This is a genomic window from Stenotrophomonas sp. LMG 10879 (assembly GCF_002750935.1).
GTDB lineage: Bacteria > Pseudomonadota > Gammaproteobacteria > Xanthomonadales > Xanthomonadaceae > Stenotrophomonas > Stenotrophomonas lactitubi_B.
This window is the reverse complement of record NZ_PEJT01000014.1, coordinates 56,304-77,612: the sequence shown is the minus strand read 5'-3', so window position 1 is coordinate 77,612 and position 21,309 is coordinate 56,304. Positions and strand designations below refer to the sequence as shown.

Annotated in this window: 14 protein-coding genes; all 14 read right to left on the bottom strand. The window is 59.1% G+C overall.

Going from position 1 to position 21,309, the window contains the following annotated elements; all coding sequences use genetic code 11:
* Nucleotides 1–109 precede the first annotated feature (109 nt).
* Nucleotides 110–460: a hypothetical protein gene (locus CR919_RS18655; protein ID WP_099821279.1), complete on the bottom strand. Its 351-nt coding sequence runs from the start codon at nucleotides 458–460 to the stop codon at nucleotides 110–112.
* Between the two features lie 70 nt (nucleotides 461–530).
* Nucleotides 531–1,100 carry a hypothetical protein gene (locus tag CR919_RS21130; RefSeq protein WP_133119643.1) on the bottom strand — a complete coding sequence of 190 codons (570 nt, stop codon included), beginning with the start codon at nucleotides 1,098–1,100 and terminating at the stop codon, nucleotides 531–533.
* 71 nt (nucleotides 1,101–1,171) lie between these two features.
* Complete coding sequence (locus CR919_RS21125; protein WP_133119642.1) at nucleotides 1,172–1,489, bottom strand: hypothetical protein; 318 nt, start codon at nucleotides 1,487–1,489, stop codon at nucleotides 1,172–1,174.
* A 315-nt stretch (nucleotides 1,490–1,804) separates the two neighbouring features.
* The gene (locus tag CR919_RS18650; protein ID WP_099821278.1) at nucleotides 1,805–2,101 is read right to left on the bottom strand and encodes a hypothetical protein; all 297 of its coding nucleotides are present in this window, start codon (nucleotides 2,099–2,101) and stop codon (nucleotides 1,805–1,807) included.
* A gap of 846 nt (nucleotides 2,102–2,947) precedes the next feature.
* Entirely contained in the window at nucleotides 2,948–4,294 is a 1,347-nt protein-coding gene (locus CR919_RS18645) for a hypothetical protein (protein ID WP_099821277.1), read from the bottom strand.
* 201 nt (nucleotides 4,295–4,495) lie between these two features.
* Nucleotides 4,496–6,445 carry a UvrD-helicase domain-containing protein gene (locus CR919_RS18640; protein WP_099821276.1) on the bottom strand — a complete coding sequence of 650 codons (1,950 nt, stop codon included), beginning with the start codon at nucleotides 6,443–6,445 and terminating at the stop codon, nucleotides 4,496–4,498.
* Nucleotides 6,442–8,751, bottom strand: a complete 2,310-nt coding sequence (locus CR919_RS18635; protein ID WP_099821275.1) for an AAA family ATPase — start codon at nucleotides 8,749–8,751, stop codon at nucleotides 6,442–6,444. The genes CR919_RS18640 and CR919_RS18635 overlap by 4 nt, the downstream gene beginning before the upstream one ends.
* Nucleotides 8,752–9,296: 545 nt before the next feature.
* The gene (locus CR919_RS18630; RefSeq protein ID WP_099821274.1) at nucleotides 9,297–10,070 is read right to left on the bottom strand and encodes a hypothetical protein; all 774 of its coding nucleotides are present in this window, start codon (nucleotides 10,068–10,070) and stop codon (nucleotides 9,297–9,299) included.
* Between the two features lie 60 nt (nucleotides 10,071–10,130).
* Entirely contained in the window at nucleotides 10,131–10,601 is a 471-nt protein-coding gene (locus CR919_RS21120; RefSeq protein WP_133119641.1) for a hypothetical protein, read from the bottom strand.
* Between the two features lie 25 nt (nucleotides 10,602–10,626).
* The gene (locus tag CR919_RS18625; protein ID WP_099821273.1) at nucleotides 10,627–13,446 is read right to left on the bottom strand and encodes a DNA methyltransferase; all 2,820 of its coding nucleotides are present in this window, start codon (nucleotides 13,444–13,446) and stop codon (nucleotides 10,627–10,629) included.
* Between the two features lie 950 nt (nucleotides 13,447–14,396).
* Entirely contained in the window at nucleotides 14,397–15,962 is a 1,566-nt protein-coding gene (gene guaA, locus CR919_RS18620; protein WP_099821272.1) for a glutamine-hydrolyzing GMP synthase, read from the bottom strand.
* A gap of 108 nt (nucleotides 15,963–16,070) precedes the next feature.
* Nucleotides 16,071–17,528, bottom strand: a complete 1,458-nt coding sequence (guaB, locus tag CR919_RS18615; RefSeq protein WP_032976170.1) for an IMP dehydrogenase — start codon at nucleotides 17,526–17,528, stop codon at nucleotides 16,071–16,073.
* A gap of 535 nt (nucleotides 17,529–18,063) precedes the next feature.
* Nucleotides 18,064–18,942, bottom strand: coding sequence for a bifunctional methylenetetrahydrofolate dehydrogenase/methenyltetrahydrofolate cyclohydrolase FolD (folD, locus tag CR919_RS18610; protein WP_099821271.1), 879 nt, complete (start codon nucleotides 18,940–18,942; stop codon nucleotides 18,064–18,066).
* Nucleotides 18,943–19,115: 173 nt separating this feature from the next.
* Nucleotides 19,116–20,945: a monovalent cation:proton antiporter-2 (CPA2) family protein gene (locus tag CR919_RS18605; RefSeq protein WP_099821270.1), complete on the bottom strand. Its 1,830-nt coding sequence runs from the start codon at nucleotides 20,943–20,945 to the stop codon at nucleotides 19,116–19,118.
* Nucleotides 20,946–21,309: the final 364 nt, after the last annotated feature.

Here is a 21,309-nt window from a genome sequence, read left to right as displayed (position 1 = left end):
GCAGACTTCGTCTAGCGTCACATTGAAAAACGTCCGCTTCCGGCCAGTAGCGGACGATCAACTCTGAAACTAAGCCGCGCCGCGTAGCGACTTCGGCTGGAATAGATGCTTAGGAAGGCGCCCAATGGTTGTGCACGAGAGTAACTTGATTTGACCAAAAGGTAAGACGTTTGATGGGGTCGCGACTGCCTTTGTAGAGGCCAATCTTCTCGGCAGCAGAAAAGAATCCTTCGCCGGGGTTGTTGTCGTTGCCATAGTGGACGATTAGCGCGGTAAGCATTGGTCGGCAATTCTCATTCTCATACAAGACTATGTCGCCGAGCTTCCTCGCAATCTCATCACGATCTTGATCTTTTGACATATCCAAGTCTATCAGTGGCGCGACGTCGCTGTATGCTGCCAGAGACTTCGTCTTCGCAAGTTGAACAAGCTTTTCGTACAGTATCGCGTCGATGTTCATTAGTGCGTCCACCTTTGGAAACAATCCGCGCCGCAAAGCGGCGTCGATTTGGACGAATAGCTCGGCATCTCTAGAGCCATTTTGGAAAGACGAGCCTTCCTCTGCGAGCACTGGGGAACGTATAGCGAGGAGCGAAGTCGCTGTACCACAGTACTTGGTGCCGGCAGTGTTCTACAAAACCTTCGTCGTTCCAGAGGGCTTTCATTTCCGCCCTTGTGAGGCGAGCACTTACATCTTCAGCGTGCATGGCACTGAACACTCGACCGACATATGGATTCAGCTTTGGCCACTCATTTGTCTTTCTTTTGAAGTGGCCATGCGGGACAGATGGGTAACAATCGCGGTCGCCAACGGTGAACATCCAAGTGCCAATCGCCAGAAACTGCATGTAGGGAGATTCATCATTGACCTCTTCCAGGCTATCTCTTGAACGTGCGTCGTCTCCGGTCTTTTGCTGTTCGATAGGCCCTTCGCGCTCACAGCACTGGCCTTCCTCGCCGTTGTTGAGGCGTGGATCGCGCACTCCGTCACCAAGCTCCGAAAGCCACTTTGCAATCTTCATTCTTTCTACGTATTCGGCGACCCCAATCAGTCCTATCTCATAGCTTAGATCTGTAAGGAGAATAATGTTCGAGTTCATCGGGTCGCCCTTGGGAAGCCTGACTCCTGATCTAAACCGCGCCGCGAAGCGGCGCCGCCTTGAATTAATTTTTAGCCAACGGTGAAAGCACCGCTCGGCTCAATGCCTTCGGACAATATGGCAAGCAGTTGCTTGAAGTAGCTAAGTATCTCGACATATGTAGCATTCGCTGTGGCAATTCCCATTGCGGGCTTGTGAATCACCACCTCGGGTGTCCAGCGACGCGCATCAATGCTCGGCATGGCTTCCTTGGCTAAGGATAGGAGGTTATTATAGTTATCACCGAATTGCTGATGAGGCTTTTGCTCGCGCTCCTTTGAAGAAAGCTTCTCTAGCGCAGAAGCCGCGCCTTCTATCTGGGAGTAAATTTGGTCTGGTGTGACGGACATGGCTTTCCCCTTGGCTAGCTACCCAATAGACGGGCCCATGGGTCCAGTTGTACGACTTACCCACAAAGGACCGTGTGCTGGGCTTTCCCGTTAGTATAGCTCGATCTTAGGACGGCTGGATCAGGCTAACAAGCAACCGTATAACTGGACCCAGCGGTAGGCTCGGCGCACCAATGACCGCTATGAATCGAAAGCGGAGAATAGCACCGGACCGGGCGCCGACGCAGCGGTGATGCCTGCTTCCGGCCAAAAGCGGACATGGACAGATCCTGAATTAAGTCGAACACTTAAATAGGGTTGCAGTTGATTTAATTGTTAGGCCCAAATGTATGGAATGAACTGTAACAACGTGCCTAGCCCGACCAGCCCTAAACCTGCTGCGGTCATGTTACGGTTAGCAAGCAAAGCGTCTGCCAGCTTTACATCTTGGCCCAGGTGGTTATGAGCGCCGGGCGTGTTACCTGCGGCCAAAGCGCTCACGGATTTCTCAAGCTCAACAAGAGCCTTGCGTATGCGAGAAATGAAGCTGGTCAGCGACCAAGCCAGGACACACGTACCGAAGAGGCAGAGGACCAGCCCCACAGAACTGAGATACTGCATAGTCTGTTCCACGTCGATCTCCTTATCTAAATTTGGCCGCCTAATAGTTTAATCCCTGGGTCAGCTATGCGAAAAAGCCATAGCTCCCATATCCCAGCCTACCCCTTGGATACGGCTCGATCTTATGGCAGCCGAGCTTGGTTAACAAGGCGACGTGCAACAAAATTCATTGGACCTGCACTGGCAATATCGGACGTTCGCTTTTGACCATATCACGCCACGCTCTCTAGGCTTTGGATCAGCCTGACCAACCCTCCATCAGAAGTTAGTCATGGCATTTCTTCACACATCGCTGCCTGGCGAGCCTTGGAACAAGAGAACGCTGATTGGCTAGAAAACACCGCTCACGCTTAAAGATGCCTGGGCCATCCGCCAAAATTCTTACGAAGATCCATGATCAGCTCCACTTCAGATGACAGAGCAATCTCGCTGACATCCATCGAAGGTGCCGCTCCCATGGCAGCCACGTAAACGTGGCGCCATGCGGTTAGGACCGCATCTGCCGGCACAGGGCGCATCTTTCCACGTCCATAGTCGTGTTTATAGCTTCCACTGACCCACCCCGACTTGTATAGGTGCTCATCCTCTCACTCATCGCTGTATGCCATTGATGTCGCGCTCAATAGCCCGGCACGAGCAGCGCGAGGAATGAGGGTCAGGCTGCCAGTGCTCTCTTTGCAGACAGGTACTGCGTGCAGATCAGCGATGACCATAAAATGCTCGTAGCTTTGCCAAGGAAGCGACCAGCTTCCTTGTCAGTCATTGTGTCAGACGATACGGCAGCCAACGCGCTGGTGGCCAGCTCGTCCTTGACCAGGGGCGAAAGCTTCCTTCTTGCCGACGTGCGGATGTGGTCCCTTATGGCTGACGATTCTTCGCTGAGCCCGAGCTAAACAGGTCGCCGTTCTCTAAGTAGTGCCGCAAGACCGACTCGGGCTGCTGACCGTGGAACAGCGCTCGGAGGATTATACCCGCTAGCAACATCATTTCATTGCCATCGAGTGAGAACATCAACCCGTTGCCTCGATGGACGATCGGCTCGATACGAGCCACCTTCGCTCGCCCAAGCTCTTTTCGTGTTGCGTAGCGCACATCCATTCCCGCCATTTCACACACTTCGATCAATCGCGGTATAGAAACGGCGATGCAGACATTCATGCGACCAAAGAGCAGATCCATCTTGACCTCATCCGCCAGAACCCCAGAGAACACCGGCGGTGCCAGTGGCGCATGCATGCAATCTGCCAATCGAATGATGTGGTAGTCCTGATCCACATCCCCCTCAATACTCAATGCCATGAGGAACATGAGGTGTCCGCGGGTAGCCAAATCGCCCGCGTAGGCCCCCATGAAAATGGGACCCTGCACGTCATAAGCCCAGCTCTGGGCCTCTTTCGCCTTATTGGTGAGGTTCACCAACGACTCATTCCAGCTTGCCATCTCAAAGAACGGCGCTGGAATTCGGACTTCCTCTCCTGTGTCTGGATCCGTCGCCTCACCCGTGGTCATGACATTTCGCAAGTGAGTCATACGGGCCTTCTGACGTAGCACACGTTGCATTTGCTTTACGGTCTTCGCACTCTCCGTTTTCTCTACGACCTCGCGGAAGGCTTCACATCCAGAAGCCTCGTAGAACATCGCAAGGTCCATGACCTGCTTGTTGTGCTTCCCTTCCTTGACCTCAATGTACGACATGCGCCGGTCCGCCGACACGCTCATGATGTCGCCCACCTGGACAAAGGAGGTCAGGTCTGTAATGAGCGGCATGCAGCCAGGGTCTTGCTCCCGAAGCTCTCGGGCTACACGAAGTACGGACTCGAAGTTTGACTGTGACAGGTCAGGCTGCCTATGGGACTTGTAGATCCGGCGGGCATAACACAACTGGCCGCCCAGCATTCCCCACGCGATGGTGTCAGCGATCGCCCGAAACAACAGCTGCTCGGATAAATCCAGCGGCTCCCCGTTGGTGATACGGTCGGCCATCTTTTCCTGGGCAGCAAACATCCCCTCATGGGCTAGCTCGTGAAACCTGCGCCGCAGGTTCGCGTCCTCCTTCATTCGTTCCGGAGTCAGCTCACCCCACAACCCGCGACTTCCGGCACAAGCCAGCTCTACCAGCTCCCTAGCCAAGGGCTCCAAGTCAGGCCGCAGCGCTCTAAGCCTAAGTCGTTTCTCGATCTTGTCTGGGATTTTGGGCTCGCTCATGTCATTCCTTGACTGGTAGGTAGCTAATCCGACTTGTTCATTCGTCCATGTCCGCTGTCGGCCAGAAGCGGGCACTTGGTGAAGGGCACCTAATTGAGCTTGCCAAATGCAGCAGACGCCAGCACGAGACTTCCATGCACTGATTGGACGTCTCGACAAGGAATCAATTTTAACCAGCAGCCAATGCGATCGAGCAACGAGCTACCGAATTGCCGCAAACTCACCGTCCGAGAACCAATTGCTATCCCTTATTCTGTTTAGCGCGGACGCTGGGTCAGAGGACCAAAGCACAAGGGCCAGCGATTCTTGAGCCCGGCTGCAGGTGACATATAGGAGTCGCAATGTCCGGTCGATGGTCGTCTCCTTTCCTTTCACCACATTCTCCCAGTCCGATTTACTAAGCGCGGCGCCCCCAAAAATCTTGTCATACGAAATCTGATTGCCGCCGGCCAGCTTATCGTCCATCACAACCATGACGTGGAGGAATTCTGAGCCTTTGACCACTTGATGAGTGGCAAGCACTGAGTTTCCGGCGAGATAAGTGCGGTACTTCTGCAGCTGACTCCAAGGGGTAGCGAACAGCGCACACCAACCCCGACGTATGCGGTCCTTCTTGGACTCCTCCTCGCCCCTGGCCGGAGCAGGTGGCGCAGGAGACTTATCGGCAAAGGCATCTAAAAGTCGATGATCGACGTCGAACAGGTTCGCGCCCAGCACCGGCGTGAGGACTTGTTCAACAGTAGCGCCAAGATTCTGACTGGCAGTAGCAAACGCGGAAATGGCTTGAAGCATCTCGTCAGAACGCCTAGCGCGCTCGGCGGCGTGTTCTGGCATGTTCTCGAGACGACCGAAGCAGCGAAAGACTTCGGTGGCCTTGAGCTCGTCTATAGCACCACCAGGGCCAACGCAGGCTTCCAACTGGGCGAGCTCATTCAAAAGCACTTGCACAGCAGTGGGCCCGTTATTCTCACCGCTGCCCGTAGGCGCGGCCGAATTTGGATCGATCAAAACCATTGCACTGTACGCGTCGAGGAACGAACCGCGAGTTGCGACGAGCTTGTGCTCCAGAGCGAGCAGCTGATAGACACCTTGGCTCCAGGCATCAGAACCGCTGGCTTGCCGCATCTGATCTGCACACCAGCGTTCGCCTGCGACCTTTTCCTCCGGCGAGAGCGATGTGTCGCCGACAAAGAGTCGGACCACTCCGCCGGCCTTCTCAGTTCGCGGATGCTGCTCGACGCCGTTGGCAGGCTGCGTTCTGCCCTCGATCTCTGCGCCCCATATTCTGTTGATGAGCGTGACGATTCGACGTTGACTGCGATGATTCATTTGCAGCTCTGGCGTCGCCCAGCTCACCGGAACTAGGCTCGGAAGGTCCGAGTGACCATCCGTGTATATGCGCTGCCGATGGTCGCCAAGCAGCCCAAGGGTGAGGCCGAAGCTCCTCGGCTCCGCGAAGCCCATCAAGGCGTCTAGGATGCCCTTCATAGTGTCTTGCGACTCATCGATAAGAATGATGGGGTGGCGGTCTTTCAAAATGGTCTGCAGCGTAGATCTGTGCTGCAGCAGCCACGCCGTTGCATCCAGCACGTGTTTGTGGGCGAGCGCGCCGGCGCCATGCGTCTCGCGATCCGGGTTGTAGATGAACACATCTGTCAGCCGAAATGCCTCGATGTCTGCCCTTATTTCATCCAAGTCCCGCTGCTTCGCTGCAGTGATCCCCCTAGGCTTGGCAACCGCCTCTGCAGTTTCCTTCTCGAGCTGAGCCTGCTTGATGGCGACGAGTGCTTCTCGGATGTCGTCGTTGAATCCGCTAATGAGCTCCCAGCAGAACGCGTGGATTGTGGAGACTTCCACCAGGTCGTTGTCTCCAAGGCGTCCATTGATGACCGCGACAGCGTTCTTTGTGTATGTGACCACGCGTATCGAGCGGCCATAGATCTGCAGTCGCCGAGCGAGCTGCCCCCCTTTTTCGTGCTCCACAACGCCGGTCATTCGACGCAACACCTCTACCAATGTGCGCGTCTTTCCGGACCCCGCGCCAGCAAAGAGGAAGTAGCTGCGAGGCGGCTCCTCAGTGAGATAGCCGCAGATTTCCTCGACAACCCCGTCATCGCGTTCGTTGTTGCCAGAGATGGCGAGCGCGCTCATGTCACTGGTTCCTTGCTGGGCTCAAGCTGCGCCTGTAGCCAGGCCAAGGCATCGGCGATGTACTTCGGGCAGGCAACTGGCTCATCAGAAGAAAGCTGCTCGAAGATGCTTGCAGCAAACTCGCCCTTGTTGAGCGAGCTATGCATTATCGTATGGAGTGCCTTGACCATCTCAGCAACGCTGCCAGCATCGGCCGCCGCCTTTGCCACAGATCCAAGCGCGCCAGTCGGTGGCTCAGCCTCAACGCCATCATCATCGACCTTGCCTTCCATGAGGCCCTTGAACCAAGGCATGTTCGTAAGAACGAGGGAATCTTCAAAGGAGCTGGGCCAGCTGCCGTTCGCCTCAGCAACCGGCAGCTGCCAAGCGAATCGCACGAGACCCGCTGCGGCCTCACCCCATACCAACTGAGCGTCGGTCGGATCCTTCAAATCATCGAGCTTCTGAAGCCTTGGGTGCCATCCACGGAGCGTCGGATTGCCGCACTGGAGACCGGTTTGACCGGTGTTTGCGACCGCGACCAGCCTCTTGGTTGGCTCGCCGTTCTTCTTGGGTTTGCCGTCCTGTTCCTCGCAAGGGTCGACGTCGGTGATGATGACAGTAGGAATTCGCAGCTTCTCGACGAGTGGCCTGAGTCGGTGGGCATGACTCCCTCCGATATCAAGAAAGGACACATATCGACTGTTCAGCTCCTTGAAATCTCGCTCCATGAAAAGAGGGATAAGCATGCGCTCAGCAACGCCTTCGACGAAGATGGCTGCATTGGCGAATAGCAGGTCGGTGTGTTGGACACGGAAGTACCGCTCTGCGAACTGACGCGTCTTCTTGTCATCACCAAAGACCTGCCCGAGATTGACTACTTCGGTGGTTGGCATTGGGCTCGCCGCACTCTTTGCAACGCGGCGCACATACCGGAGGCGGTCAAAGTCCTCAGCGTGTGCGAGATGGCTCGAGTGGGTGCTGATCAGCAACTGGCTCTTGAGCGCCGAGGCGTCTGCCCCCATTGGACTTATGAGCTTGTGTGCCTTGTCGGGAAAGATGCGCTGTACTTGGACATGAAGGTGTGCCTCAGGCTCTTCAATCATCACAAGGTGAACGGGCGCAGGAGATCCTTTATCGGGCTTTAGCCTAGCGGCTTTGAATGACACCAGCTGGTAACTGAGGGACTGGAGGTTCTGGTAGCCGAGTCCGATGGAGTGTTCAGGGAGGAGTTCTTCAAGCGACTCTTTCTGCATGCTGTACTGCACCGCAGTTCCATGGTCTAGCAGGTCAGCCGTCTGGATGCGCGTGCGAAAGCGAATTTCCTGGGGATCATGCAGACCGGGATAGCCAAGCTGCTTCACTTCCTCAACCGAATCGGCGATGGCTTCGTGAATCTTCTTGTCAAGGTCTCTTTGCGCCTCTGCCACCGCTTTGATGAGATCCGCGCGGTGACCATGCCCTGTGCTGGCGACGTTCAAGTGTTGACGGGCGAACTTGAGGAGTTGGCTGGAGAACATGCCAACTCGATGCGGTCCGGATGCGGACCGCGACTCAGCCTCTTCACTGCCCAGCCCACGCTGAGCGGCAACAAAGTCGACTCGTATGACCTTGGACAGATGCTTCCGATCAATGCGGCTGGCATTTTCAGCAAGCGCCGGGCTAGCGTAGGTCTTGAAGCCGGTAATCGGGTTGTTTTCTGCATCGAGTTTGTATACACGAACCTGGCCGAGTTTCGAAGGTTCACGGAGCCAAAAGTCCAAAAGGTCTATGGGCCAAGCCAACGAGTCAGCGCCCATTTCCTTCACGGGTCCGCGCGCCGTACGATACGCCCAGGCGAGTTGCTTTAGCTCTTCAACGGTCGACGCCGGTTCCAAGCGAAGCCGGATACCGACTGCACCGCCCTTCCAGCTGAACATGGAAAGGAACGGTGCGACATAGTGGTACATGCCCGCCTCGGCATCGAACCAGAGGTCCAGCGTTGGCATGGTCGAGAGAAGAGCCTGAAGCTGCTGTTTCCACTGCTCCTCGTCACCTGGCACGGTTAAGGGGTCTTCCGCTAGGGCTTCCCATGCTTTTCCAAGAGCTCGAAGTGTTGGCCATTGCGAGAGGCTGATGTCAAAAGAGCCAAAGGACGAACTTTCCGCGAGGAAGTGACGGAGAGCGGTGAGTACCGAGGTCTTCCCGCTATTGTTCGCTCCGACCAAAATAGTGGTCTTCTTGTCGACGTCCAGTTGAACCTTGCCGAGGCGGCGGAACTGGCACAACTCTAGAAATCGAAGTGTGATTTCTCCGGAGACCGGAATGATTGGGCCCGCGTCTGGCATTGAGTCACCTTTCAACTGGAACTTAGCGAGGCACTACTATATAGCAGACAACTAGGGTTTCGAGGGACGAGGCCCTCATGTTACCAATGGTTGCGAAAGCGATGTAGCCGGTTAGCATTGACAGCGGCATATCTGTCTGGATGGCGGCGAATCGTACATTCTTCTGACCTGACCGAATAAGGTATCGCTGGCTGGATCGGCGCATGTGGTCAGATCAACCTGATCGGACTGACTCCAAGTATCCCGCGCAACGCGAGCATTCGAGCAGTAGGATGGCCAATGGGCGAGCGCAGCGTTTCGCCCGGTAATGACGCAGCAACACATCGGGCGGATGCCGCGCCAGGCGCAGTGTGCTACTGCGCGACCCAATCACTGTGACGCAACACGAGGAGCGATATTTCGGACACAACGGAACGTCGCGTGCCTGATGCGAAAGAGCGTGCATTTAAGTTCAATTTTGAAACGCAACACATCCCATTTATGGCAACATTGCAAAATCAAGCCCCCCCCCCCCCCCGCATGGCGTCGTTGGCTTGGATGAATTTTTAGGCCACCGCTTTGCGTAGTTGCACGACCTGACTCTGCATGAGCTCCCGTAGACTCTGTCCATTCTTATAAAGCTCCTTGTCGTAGCGTGAATGCGAAAGTAGATCTCGCTCAAATCGCTCGATACCATCTGTGATCTGATTTATTAATCCTACCGCTCTTGGAGTCTTCCACGCGACCTTTTGGTGATTAAGCCTTCCAATGAACGTGCCCAGATGACCCGCAAGCTCTTCAATATGGTAGCTACAACGCGTGAAGCGCTCCCTGAGCAGATCTTTTTGCTCCAATGTGGCAGCGTAAGACGCATAGCCGATTAGCATATCCAAGGATCTGCGGGCTGGATAGAACGGATTTCCGCGATTTAGGATGAACTCAGATGAGTCAATATCAGCCGACGATTTTACTTGCCTACTCCTATCGGCAAGTTCTTCTTTAGCTTCCCGAAAGGAGTCAATGCACTCATCAAAGGTTTGTACCAGCTTGGTGCTAAGCAACGTTGCCAAGTTAGTTGTTTGCGCGTCCAGACGTGCAATCGCATCAGACACACGAGCCTCAATAAATGTAAGCGTGGTTGAAACATGCTCTTGCTTCCTGACCCTAAAGTACTGCGCTGTCAGCCAACTGACGAAAAAGAAGGTTGGCGCTGCGACGTTTACGAATTTCGTAATTGACCAACCTGCCTCTCTAGACACCCAGACATTAATGATCGTCCAAAAGAGTGCAATGGCGAAAGGCAGCCAGAATTCCTTCAGCAACTGGCGCACAGTGTTCATTTTTTGACTTAGCTCCGGAATTAAGCCGCATAACGAAGCGGCGTCGAGTCGAATGAACTATTACTCGCACTCCACGATGGCCTCAATAATCCTCGCCCAATCTTGTGCGTAACGGCGACTAGAATCAGTGTAATTGATGTTCCTCTCCGAGTAGCGTGCGACGAATTTGTACAATGTATCTCCACCACTCCTCACTGGGCGAAGATCCTCCGTTGGAACTATGAAGAATGTTGATCTATTGAACCAATAAGCAATCAGAAATCGAGCCGAGAATCTTTCCTTCTCCGTTACCGTAAAATTGCAAACATTCTCATCCCCAGCGACAGCGATTGTTTGTCGCGTCTTCACCTCAACATTGATCTGCTTTCCGTGTCCAACGATAACAATGTCGCAACCTTCGTCCACGTAGTTTCGGAAAGCTTTCCATCCCTCAACTCCTTCATCCGCAATTAGTAATGAAAGATAAAGAAGGGCGGAAAGCTCTCCGACTTCTTGAAGTGCTGTTTTCAGGTTCTGGGAGAGTTGCTTCATCGCATGACTAGCATTGGCCACCCCCTCACCTCCCTGTCCGTTCCTGATTCAGTGCGAAAAGCCGCCGGAGAACTTCCTCATTCGATAGAGGCCATTCCCAGCCGTAGGCCTGTGCTACGACCGCATCCAGCGTGGCATGTAGATTAGACAACCACGACGGTCGCTCGTTGTAGAGGTTGGTTAAGGTCCGCTTCTTAAGGGCGGTCTCGCAGCCCGGCTTGGCGACTGGACGGACCGGAAAATTGGCTGCTTCCTCATCAGCGGATCGAACCCATTCCACCCACGCCGGAGGATTGAGCCAGCGATCTCGCGCTTCAAGCAGCGCCGTCGTGCACACGGCGATCCGCTGGGCCCGAGCGTCAGAGGCGTAGTCCCTGGCTGCGAGATCAAGTGTCAGGCCAGCAGGGAATGGGAACGTCTCAAACGTAGTTGATGGCGTGTAGCGCGGGCGGTCTTCCAGGCTGGTGCCCTGCTTCAAGGACCAAAGTTCATGAATTCGCGAGTGCAATATGCCGAAGCTGGTGTCATCCTCCCGAGCAATGGCGTAGACCGAGCCGCTGGGGAGAACTTCAGCGGTCATGAAAGTGAAGACGCGATGTTTCGACACCTCAGGGGTCGCAATCCATCGCGACAGAGGGCGCAGCGCCGCCCGCATTTCAGGTCGCGGGCGCTGATGGCGCCACCAAAACTTGGCGGCCGAGGCCTCTCGCCGTGCGCTTCCAACCGCCACCGCTTCCTTCAGGTGTCGATACGGCAACTCGAAGCATGCGGCCTCTTCTTCGGTCGCATCCGTTCCGAAGTCGATAACCCAGCCATCGCCCGGCCGCCGAACGATATCCATTCCATTGACCCAACGTCGGAGAATTTCGCAGTTGGGCCGCCCATTCACATTCGGCTCGGCCAGCCAAGCCAACCCGGTAACCGCGTCGACCTCGAATGGACCTCCGAACTTGGCGCCCTGGAAGCAGACTCCCGCATTTTGTGCTAGCCGCTTTGCATGGGTGACATCAACACTTTCTGCGCCCCCAGCCGTCAGATCGGGATAGATGGACGAAACAGCGATGCCGTTCAAGCGTGGCGATTGGCCAGAATTTCCAAAGCAAACCATCGAAACACGGACCGCCGTTCCCCTATCCCACCAATCTTCGTCGCTCCATGCATCGAATATCGGAACGTCTTTGGCGATGCGCCGGATGACCTCGCGGTTGGTTCCTCCGCGAATGCTATTCGTTGTGACGAGACCCGCCCGCTGAACTACTCTCGTACTCAGCGCATCGTGCGCCTTCGCGAACCAATAGCATACGAGGTCCACTCCGTCCTCAACTCTACCTTGGTACGCCTTGCGAACCCTATCCATGTACTCCTGCGTCAACTCGCGGATTAACTTCTTGTTTCCCACGAACGGCGGATTGCCAACAATCGCATCGGCTTGAGGCCATTGCGCCTCGCTTCCGTCATCGTTGACCAAGGCATCGCGGTTCTCGATGCTGCCAAGCGAGCGCAGGATCGGATTGCGACGCGCCCCATAGCCATTGGAGATCATCCACTGGATCTCGCCGATCCAGACAGTTATGCGCGCGAGTTCCGCGGCGTACTCGTTCAGCTCAATACCAAGGACGTTCGCCGGTCCTACGCCAGGCGCCTGACGGGGCAAGCCCATGGTTTCGGCATCGAAAATGACGTATTGCTCCAGATCCTTCAACGCGCGTAGGGCGACGAAGAGAAAGTTGCCTGACCCGCAGGCCGGGTCCAGCACACGGAACGAACGCAGACGCTCCAAGAAGACGTTAAAGCGCTGCTGCGCAGCCTTAGGAATGCCGCGAACCTTTGACTTGGCCAAGATGTCAGCAATGGCCTGCTTTTCCTTCTCCCACTCAGCTGTCAACGGATCGACCACCACCGGGCCCACGATCTTCATAATCGTTTCCGGGTCGGTATAGTGGGCTCCCAACTGACTGCGCTTGGCGGGGTCCAAACCACGCTCGAACAGGGTGCCGAAGATGGAAGGGTCAATCTCGGACCAGTCCAGTTTCGCCGCCGTGTTCAGGATTTCCAGCTCAGGGGCTTCGAGGCGCAGCGTCGCCGCGTCCTCGAACAGGCCGCCGTTGAACCACTCGATGGTGTTAAGGGCAAAATCACCACCATCCCTCATTGCCGCGAACAGTTCCGCCGTTCGGGCCTCGAACTTGTCAGGTTGCGCCTGCGAACTGTTGACCAACTTCGTGAACACATGCTCGGGTAGAAGGCCAATGTCCTCGGCGAACATGCAGAACAGCAGCCTGTTAAGGAAGTGGGCCACGGCGTGAGGATCATGGTGACGCTTGCGCAGGTCCTCGGCCAGCGCTGCAAACAGCCCCGCCGCCTCTTCCGTAATAGCGGCGCGACTGGTTCCAGGCTTCAGCTGCTGCGGGTCATTGAATGCCGCTGACAGGAGCCGGCGTGCCTCCGGATCGGCAAGGTCTTCGACCGTGAACGCATAGACCTTCTTTACCGTGGCTGTGAAGTTGGTGTGGACCTCGAAGCGTTGAAGGTCGGACACGATAAGAAGCGGCGGGTTCTCCAGGGCGTCGGCGTACATCTTCAATTGCTGGTAGGCCTTCGCTAGATCCTTGTGTGTACCCTTCGCCTCCCAGCCGAAGCACCCCTTTTTCCACGCATCGGCCCAACCACTGCCCCCGCTAGTCTTGCTAGCGCCGTACTCGTATGTGAACCACTCGTGGTTGGGATCGGCCTCGCGCGGGGTCTTGTGGCCCAAGAGCCGGCACAGGTCCTCAAAAAAAGGCTGAAAGTCGCGGCGCTCGTCGCCGCCGTTCTTCCACTTGGCGATAAAGTCGTGTGGCGTCATGCCGATCAGTGCTCTGGTCCCCGGTTACCTGATTATGCATCGCCAAGTCCGCCCGAGTACTATGCCAACAGTCGTTCGGGCTCGCCTGATGGCCCGTACTCGAGGACCCTGCTGGCCCTTCAGCACTAACTACAGGGCGGCCTATGGACACTAGGAAGCATGGGGCCGATCTTGGGGCGCTGGCTTTGGCTGCTTTGGACATCGCGCCAGCCGCTGACCCGCCATAGCCGTTCGGCGACCGCGTTAACAATGCAGTGGTGAACGGCCGACTCATCTACGAGTGTATGCCGCTGGAAAACGGGCTGTTGACCTACTCACCCGCTAGTACAGACCATTGACTCCTCACTGCATCATCTTCCGCGACGGCAAGTGCAGGGCTTACTCGTCATCATGACGGAGTGAACTCCCGCAGAGAGGAGTCGGTATCCGCAAAGAATGCAACAGGCTTATGTGGCCTATCGTATAGCCCTTACACTCGCCTGAACAATGGCCCCTTTAGATCAAGCTCGATAGGGCGTCTCGCACGCCATCGAACGACGAGGGTCTGCTTTGCAATGTCGAATGTCGTGTCGGTGTAAAGCAGCCATCCTCCCCCTTGGATACTTAGCATGAACGTGGCCGAAAAAGCGGTGACTCGCCACGTACGGGTGGGGACGCATTCGCACGGAGATTCTGATCGAACTCACCACAACCATCTGTGCGCCCAACTCATGCTTCTTGCTTCCGACAACGCGCGAGTATCTAACAACTAATGGCCAGAGCGCTTATACAGAAGGCCGGCGCTCAATCATCCCAGCCAAGCAGATGACCTGCCCACAACTCGCTCAATGACGCCAAGAGCCTATGACTGATGCAAGTTCAATACGATGCGCCAGGAGACTCGCAACGGGAACGTGTGAGTAGACTCCACAAACAACAAGGGCGCCTCTCGGCGCCCTCGTTCTTTCAACTCATTCCCACTCAATAGTCGCCGGCGGCTTCCCCGAGATGTCATAGACAACCCTTGACACCCCCCGCAACTCATTGATGATCCGGTTGCTCACCGTACCCAGGAACTCATACGGCAGATGCGCCCAGTGCGCCGTCATGAAGTCAATCGTCTCCACGGCCCTTAGCGCAATCACCCACTCATAAGCCCGCGCATCGCCCACCACGCCCACCGACTTCACCGGCAGGAACACGGCAAACGCCTGGCTGGTCTTGTCGTACAAATCCGCCTTGCGCAGCTCATCAATGAAGATGGCATCGGCCTTGGCCAGCAGCTCGGCGTATTCGCGCTTCACTTCACCCAGGATACGCACGCCCAGGCCCGGGCCCGGGAACGGATGGCGGTAGACCATGCTGCGCGGCAGGCCCAGCTCGACACCCAGGCGGCGCACTTCGTCCTTGAACAGCTCGCGCAGCGGCTCCACCAGGCCCAGCTTCATGTGCTCCGGCAGGCCGCCCACGTTGTGGTGGCTCTTGATCACATGCGCCTTGCCGGTCTTGCTGCCGGCCGACTCGATCACGTCCGGGTAGATGGTGCCCTGCGCCAGCCACTTGGCGTTCTTCAGCTTGTTCGATTCTTCGTCGAAGATCTCAACGAACAGGTTGCCGATGATCTTGCGCTTGGCTTCCGGGTCGCTCACGCCTTCCAGCGCGGCGAAGTAACGGTCGGCGGCATTTACGCGCACCACCTTCACGCCCATGTGCTCGGCGAACATCGCCATCACCTGGTCGCCTTCCTGCCAGCGCAGCAGGCCGGTATCCACGAACACGCAGGTCAGCTTCTCGCCGATGGCCTTGTGCAGCAGTGCGGCCACCACGGACGAATCGACGCCGCCGGACAGGCCCAGAATCACTTCGTCATCGCCCACCTGTTCGCGCACGCGGGCGATCTGGTCGTCGATGATGTTGGCGGCGGTCCACAGGGTCTGGCAACCGCACACGTCCACCACGAAGCGGCGCAGCAGCGCCTGGCCCTGCAGGGTGTGGGTCACTTCCGGGTGGAACTGCACGCCGTACCAGCGCTTTTCTTCGTTGGCCATGGCGGCCACCGGAATGCGGTCGGTGGTGGCGGTGATGGTGAAGCCCGGCGGTGCAACGGAGACGTGGTCGCCGTGGCTCATCCAGACATTCAACTTCGGCTCGCCGCCGTGGTCGCTCAGGCCCTTGAACAGCGCATCGGGGTTGATCACGTTCACTTCGGCGTGGCCGAACTCGCGCTGGTCAGCCGCTTCGGTGGCACCGCCCAGCTGTGCGGCCAGGGTCTGCATGCCGTAGCAGATGCCGAAGATCGGCAGGCCGCTGTCGAACACTTCCTGCGGTGCGGCCGGAGCGTCCGGCAGCGTGGTCGATTCCGGGCCACCGGACAGGATGATGCCCTTCGCGCCGAAGCCGGCGATCTCGGCCGGGTTGTGGTCCCACGCCCAGATTTCGCAGTAGACGCCCAGCTCGCGGATGCGGCGGGCAATCAGCTGCGTGTACTGCGCGCCGAAATCGAGGATGAGGATCTTGTCGTTATGGATGTTGGTCATGGCGCCCCGGCAATGCAGTAGGGAAAACGAAAACGTCAGATTTTTCAGCGGCAGATGGAGAAAGAGGAACGGGAATCAGCTTCCTCGTTCCTCTTTGCTCGTCCCGCATCAGGAGCGGTAGTTCGGCGGCTCTTTGGTGATCGTCACGTCGTGGACGTGGCTCTCGCGCTGGCCGGCGCCGCTGATCTTCACGAACTTGGGCTTGCTGCGCATGTCCTCGACGGTGGCGCAGCCCACGTAGCCCATGGTGGCGCGCAGGCCGCCCATCAGCTGGTGGATGATGCCGCCCACCGGGCCGCGGTACGGCACGCGGCCTTCGATGCCTTCGGGCACCAGCTTGTCGGCGGTAGCGGCGTCCTGGAAGTAACGGTCCTTGGACCCCTTCTCCATCGCGGCCAGCGAACCCATGCCGCGGTAGCTCTTGTACGAACGGCCCTGGAACAGCTCGGTTTCGCCGGGCGACTCTTCGGTACCGGCCAGCAGGCCACCAATCATGATGGTCGAGGCACCGGCGGCCAGCGCCTTGCCGATGTCGCCGGAGTAGCGGATGCCACCGTCGGCGATCAGCGGGATGCGGTCCTGCAGCGCTTCGGCTACCAGGTCGATCGCGGTGATCTGCGGCACGCCCACGCCGGCCACCACGCGGGTGGTGCAGATCGAGCCCGGGCCGATGCCCACCTTCACTGCGTCCGCGCCGCTGTCCAGCAGCGCCAGCGCGGCTTCACCGGTGCAGATGTTGCCACCGATGACCTGCACGTTCGGGAAGTTCTTCTTGACCCAGCTGACTCGGTCCAGCACGCCCTGCGAATGGCCGTGCGCGGTATCGACCACGATCACGTCCACGCCGGCAGCGACCAGCGCTTCCACGCGGCGATCGGTATCGCCGCCCACGCCGACGGCCGCGCCGACCAGCAGGCGGGTGGCGATGTCCTTGGCAGCGTTGGGGAAGTCGGTGTTCTTCTGGATGTCCTTGACGGTGATCAGGCCACGCAGGGCGAAATCATCGTTGACCACCAGCACCTTTTCGATGCGGTTGCGGTGCAGCAGCTGCAGCACTTCATCAGACGCGGCGCCTTCCTTGACCGTGATCAGGCGATCCTTCTTGGTCATGATGTGGCGGACCGGATCGTCCAGCTCGGTCTCGAAGCGCATGTCGCGATGGGTCACGATGCCGGCCAGCAGGCCGTCGCTGCCCACCACCGGCACGCCGGAGATGTTGTGCGCCTGGGTCAGGGCCAGCACGTCGCGGATGGTGGTTTCCGGGCCGACGGTGATCGGGTCGCGGATGACACCGGCCTCGAACTTCTTGACCTTGGCCACTTCGGCGGCCTGCTGCTCCACGCTCAGGTTCTTGTGGATGATGCCCATGCCGCCCAGCTGTGCCATGGCGATGGCCAGGCGCGCTTCGGTGACGGTGTCCATGGCTGCGGACAGGATCGGAAGCTTGAGCTTCAGGTCGCGCGTCAACCGCGTTTCGAGGTTGACGTCCTTGGGCAGGATGGTCGAATGAGCGGGGACGAGCGAGACGTCGTCGTAGGTGAGAGCTTCAGCCTGGATGCGCAGCATCGGCATACCCGAGATGTGGGGAAGCGCGACATTTTACCCTGTTTTGGCGGCCTGTGGCAGGGGGTAGATGCGACGCAGTGTCGCGCGGGCGAAGATCTGTTCAGGACGTCCGGGTCACTGCCCTTGGCGGGTGAGGAACACCGCCCTTGGTGGGTGCGGACCGTTGGTCCGCACTATCCATCAGACACCTGTACCCCAGCAGGAATCCCACCCTCTGGCATTGTGCCGACCAACGGTCGGCACCCACCTTGAGAAGAACATCCGAGCCAGCTCTGGTGTGCATTTGGTGGGTGCGGACCGTTGGTCCGCACTATCCATCAGACATCTGTGCCCCAGCAGGAATCCCACTCTCTGGCATTGTGCCGACCAACGGTCGGCACCCACCAACAGCAGATCTCCTCAACAGCCCCCTGGGGACAGATTCCCCCGCCTTAGGAGGGTGCGGACCGTTGGTCCGCACAATCCCTCAGACACCTGTACCCCAGCAGGAATCCCGCCCCTCTGGCACTGTGCCGGCCAGCGGCCGGCACTACCGTCAGACCCCGGCTTCCGCCGCTTCCAGCGTGTTCTGCATCAACGTGGCCACGGTCATTGGGCCCACGCCGCCCGGCACCGGGGTGATCCAGCTCGCCCGCTGCGCTGCGGCCTCGAACCCGACATCGCCCACCAACCGGCCGTCGTCCAACCTGTTGATGCCCACGTCGATCACCACTGCACCCGGCTTCACCCACTCGCCCGGCACGATGCCCGGGCGACCCACCGCCACCACCAGGATGTCGGCGTTGCGCACGGCCTGTTCCAGCACGTCCTTGGGGGTGAACTTGTGGCAGCTGGTCACAGTGCAGCCGGCAATCAGCAGCTCCAGGCCCATCGGCCGGCCGACGTGGTTGCTGACGCCGACGATGGTGGCGTTGCGGCCGCGCACCGGCTGGTCGGTGTGGCCCAGCAGCGTGGTGATGCCGCGCGGGGTGCACGGGCGCAGGCCGAATTCGCGCAGGGCCAGGTGGCCGACGTTTTCCGGGTGGAAGCCGTCCACGTCCTTGCGCGGATCGATGCGCTGGATCAGCCGGCGCGCATCGGGAATGCCCGGCAGCGGCAGCTGGATCAGGATGCCGTTGATCTTCGGGTCGGCGTTGAGCTGGTCGATCAGGTCGAGCAGCTCGGCCTCGGTGGTACCGGCCGGCAGATCGTAGTCGTAGGCCTCGATGCCAACTTTCTCGGCGGCGCGGCGCTTGTTGCGCACGTACACGGTCGAGGCCGGGTCGCCCCCCACCAGCACCACGGCCAGGCCCGGGCGGCTGCCACCGGCGGCAACACGGGCGTCGACCCGCACCTTCAGGCTGTCGAGCAGGTCCTCGGCGATACGGCGGCCATCGAGGATGCGGGCAGGAAGCTGGGAGGCGGAGTCGGTCATCGGGGGGCAGGCGTGGGGCGGCGGGGACGCTATTGTCCCCGATTCACGCCCCCTCGCCCACCGCCACGGCGCCGATCCGCCCACTCCTGTAGAGCCGAGCCTGCGCTCGGCTCGCGCGCGCAGCGCGGGTCCAGCGCGACCCGGCTGAAGAGCAGCCGAGCGTGGGCTCGGCTCTACTCTTCTTCCGGCACTTCATCCGCATTGAGCGTGCGTGCCTTGCGCTTGGGCGCGGTGAACGGCGTCGGTGTCGGCACACCCGGCAGCGCGCTGCCGAACACCATGTGCGCGCCGGCCCTCAGGCTGCCACCGGCCATTTCCAGTTCAAAACGCTCGGCGTCGCGCTCGCGGATCTGCTCGGCGATCTCGCGCGCATCATCTTCCTCCGCGCCCAGCTCCACCAGCGCGGCCTGCCCGAACAGCAGCGCCGACTCGAAGGTTTCGCGGATCTGGAAATCCACGCCGGCATGGATCAGCCGCAGCGAATGCTCGCGGTCGAACGAACGCACCAGCAGCTTGGCCTGCGGGAACTGATGGGCCACCAGTTCGACGATGCGGTCGGCATCCTCGGCATTGTTCACGCACACCGCGACCGCACGCGCACTGCCCGCGCCGGACGCATGCAGCACGTCCAATCGAGTGCCGTCGCCGTAATAGATCTTGAAACCGAAGCGCTCGGCGTTATGGATCATCTCCACATCGTTGTCGATGATGGTCACGTCCACGTCGCGGGCCAGCAGCGACTGGCTGGCCACCTGGCCGAAGCGGCCAAAGCCGATCAGCAGCACGCTGCCGGACAGGCCATCGGCGGTATCCACGCCTTCCAGGCTGACGGTCGGCTTCGGCGCCACGCGCTTGTAGACCAGCACCACCAGCGGCGTCAGTGCCATCGACAGCACCACTACGGCGGTGAAGTTGGCATTGATGTCCAGGCTGATCACGCCGGCGCTCGCAGCGGCCGAGAACAGCACGAAGGCGAACTCGCCGCCCTGCGCCATCAACACGCCACGGTCCAGCGCCTGCGCATGGTCGCTGCCCATCAGTCGCGCCACCACGTAGATGCACAGCGCCTTGGCCGCCATCAGCGCGACCACCAGGCCGAGGATCATCGGCCAGTTGCCGGCCACCACGCCCAGGTCCAGCGCCATGCCCACGCTGAGGAAGAACAGGCCCAGCAGGATGCCGCGGAACGGCTCGATGTCCGCTTCGATCTGGTGGCGGAAGGTCGATTCGCTCAGCAGCACGCCCGCAAGGAACGCGCCCATCGCCATCGACAACCCGGACAGCTGCATCAGCAGCGCCGCACCCAGCACCACCAGCAGCGCGGCGGCGGTCATCACTTCGCGCGCCTTCGATTCGGCCAGCACGCGGAACAGCGGATTGAGCAGGAAGCGGCCGACCAGCACCAGGCCGACGATGGCACCCACGCCGATCGCCACCGACATCCAGCGCGAGCCCTCACCATCGGCGCTGCCGGCAGCCGGCGCCATCCACGCGACAAGCGCCAGCAACGGCACGATCAGCAGGTCTTCGAACAACAGGATCGAGACGATCTTCTGCCCCGACGGCAGCGCGATGTCGCCACGCTCGGCGAGCAGCTGCATCACCACCGCGGTGGAGGTCAGCACGAAACCGGTGGCGCCAATGAAGGCGATCTGCCACGGCAGCCCGAACAGCTTGGCGATGCTGGTCAGCACCAGCGCGCAGGTGACGATCTGCAGCGTGCCCAGCCCGAAGATTTCCTTGCGCAGGCTCCACAGGTGCGAGGGCCGCATTTCCAGGCCGATGACGAACAGGAACATGACCACGCCGAGTTCGGCGGTATGCAGGATCGCCTGCGGGTCGGAGAACCAGCCCAGCCCGAACGGACCGATCGCCAGGCCGGCGGCGAAGTAGCCCAGCACCGAGCCCAGGCCGAGCCGACGGAACAGCGGCACCATCACCACCGCTGCGCCCAACAGGGCGACGACCTTGACCAGCTCGCTGGTCGCTGCTTCTACCGCCATGCGGTGGGTTCCCCGGAAATCGAAATCGGCCTCAACGATAGAGCAACACTGATGACGGCAATAGCACGTGTGTTGCGTTTTATTGTCTTGGAGATGGAACGATCACGGGATTGGCCCCGTACATCATCCTGAAACCGTGCGCGCGCTTCGGTAGGTGCCAACCTTGGTTGGCACAATCCCGAAGCCATGACCTGTAGAGCCGAGCCCACGCTCGGCTGATTCTGGCCTCAGCGCGAAGAGCAGCCGAGCGCAGGCTCGGCTCTACAGTAGATCCACGCCATGCGTGGATGCGCCCCAACCGGGTTCGCCCCAGTAGATCCACGCCATGCGTGGATGGCGCCCAACCGGGTTCGCCCACCCCAGT

Excerpts from the sequence above, each read along its gene's own strand:
- CR919_RS18645 (WP_099821277.1), bottom strand. The coding sequence starts at position 4,294 with ATGAGCGAGCCCAAAATCCCAGACAAGATCGAGAAACGACTTAGGCTT.
- CR919_RS18635 (WP_099821275.1), bottom strand. The coding sequence starts at position 8,751 with ATGCCAGACGCGGGCCCAATCATTCCGGTCTCCGGAGAAATCACACTT.
- CR919_RS18625 (WP_099821273.1), bottom strand. The coding sequence starts at position 13,446 with ATGACGCCACACGACTTTATCGCCAAGTGGAAGAACGGCGGCGACGAG.
- CR919_RS21130 (WP_133119643.1), bottom strand. The coding sequence starts at position 1,100 with ATGAACTCGAACATTATTCTCCTTACAGATCTAAGCTATGAGATAGGA.
- CR919_RS18605 (WP_099821270.1), bottom strand. The coding sequence starts at position 20,945 with ATGGCGGTAGAAGCAGCGACCAGCGAGCTGGTCAAGGTCGTCGCCCTG.
- CR919_RS18640 (WP_099821276.1), bottom strand. The coding sequence starts at position 6,445 with ATGAGCGCGCTCGCCATCTCTGGCAACAACGAACGCGATGACGGGGTT.
- folD (WP_099821271.1), bottom strand. The coding sequence starts at position 18,942 with ATGACCGACTCCGCCTCCCAGCTTCCTGCCCGCATCCTCGATGGCCGC.
- guaA (WP_099821272.1), bottom strand. The coding sequence starts at position 15,962 with ATGACCAACATCCATAACGACAAGATCCTCATCCTCGATTTCGGCGCG.
- CR919_RS18630 (WP_099821274.1), bottom strand. The coding sequence starts at position 10,070 with ATGAACACTGTGCGCCAGTTGCTGAAGGAATTCTGGCTGCCTTTCGCC.
- guaB (WP_032976170.1), bottom strand. The coding sequence starts at position 17,528 with ATGCTGCGCATCCAGGCTGAAGCTCTCACCTACGACGACGTCTCGCTC.
- CR919_RS21125 (WP_133119642.1), bottom strand. The coding sequence starts at position 1,489 with ATGTCCGTCACACCAGACCAAATTTACTCCCAGATAGAAGGCGCGGCT.
- CR919_RS18655 (WP_099821279.1), bottom strand. The coding sequence starts at position 460 with ATGAACATCGACGCGATACTGTACGAAAAGCTTGTTCAACTTGCGAAG.
- CR919_RS21120 (WP_133119641.1), bottom strand. The coding sequence starts at position 10,601 with ATGAAGCAACTCTCCCAGAACCTGAAAACAGCACTTCAAGAAGTCGGA.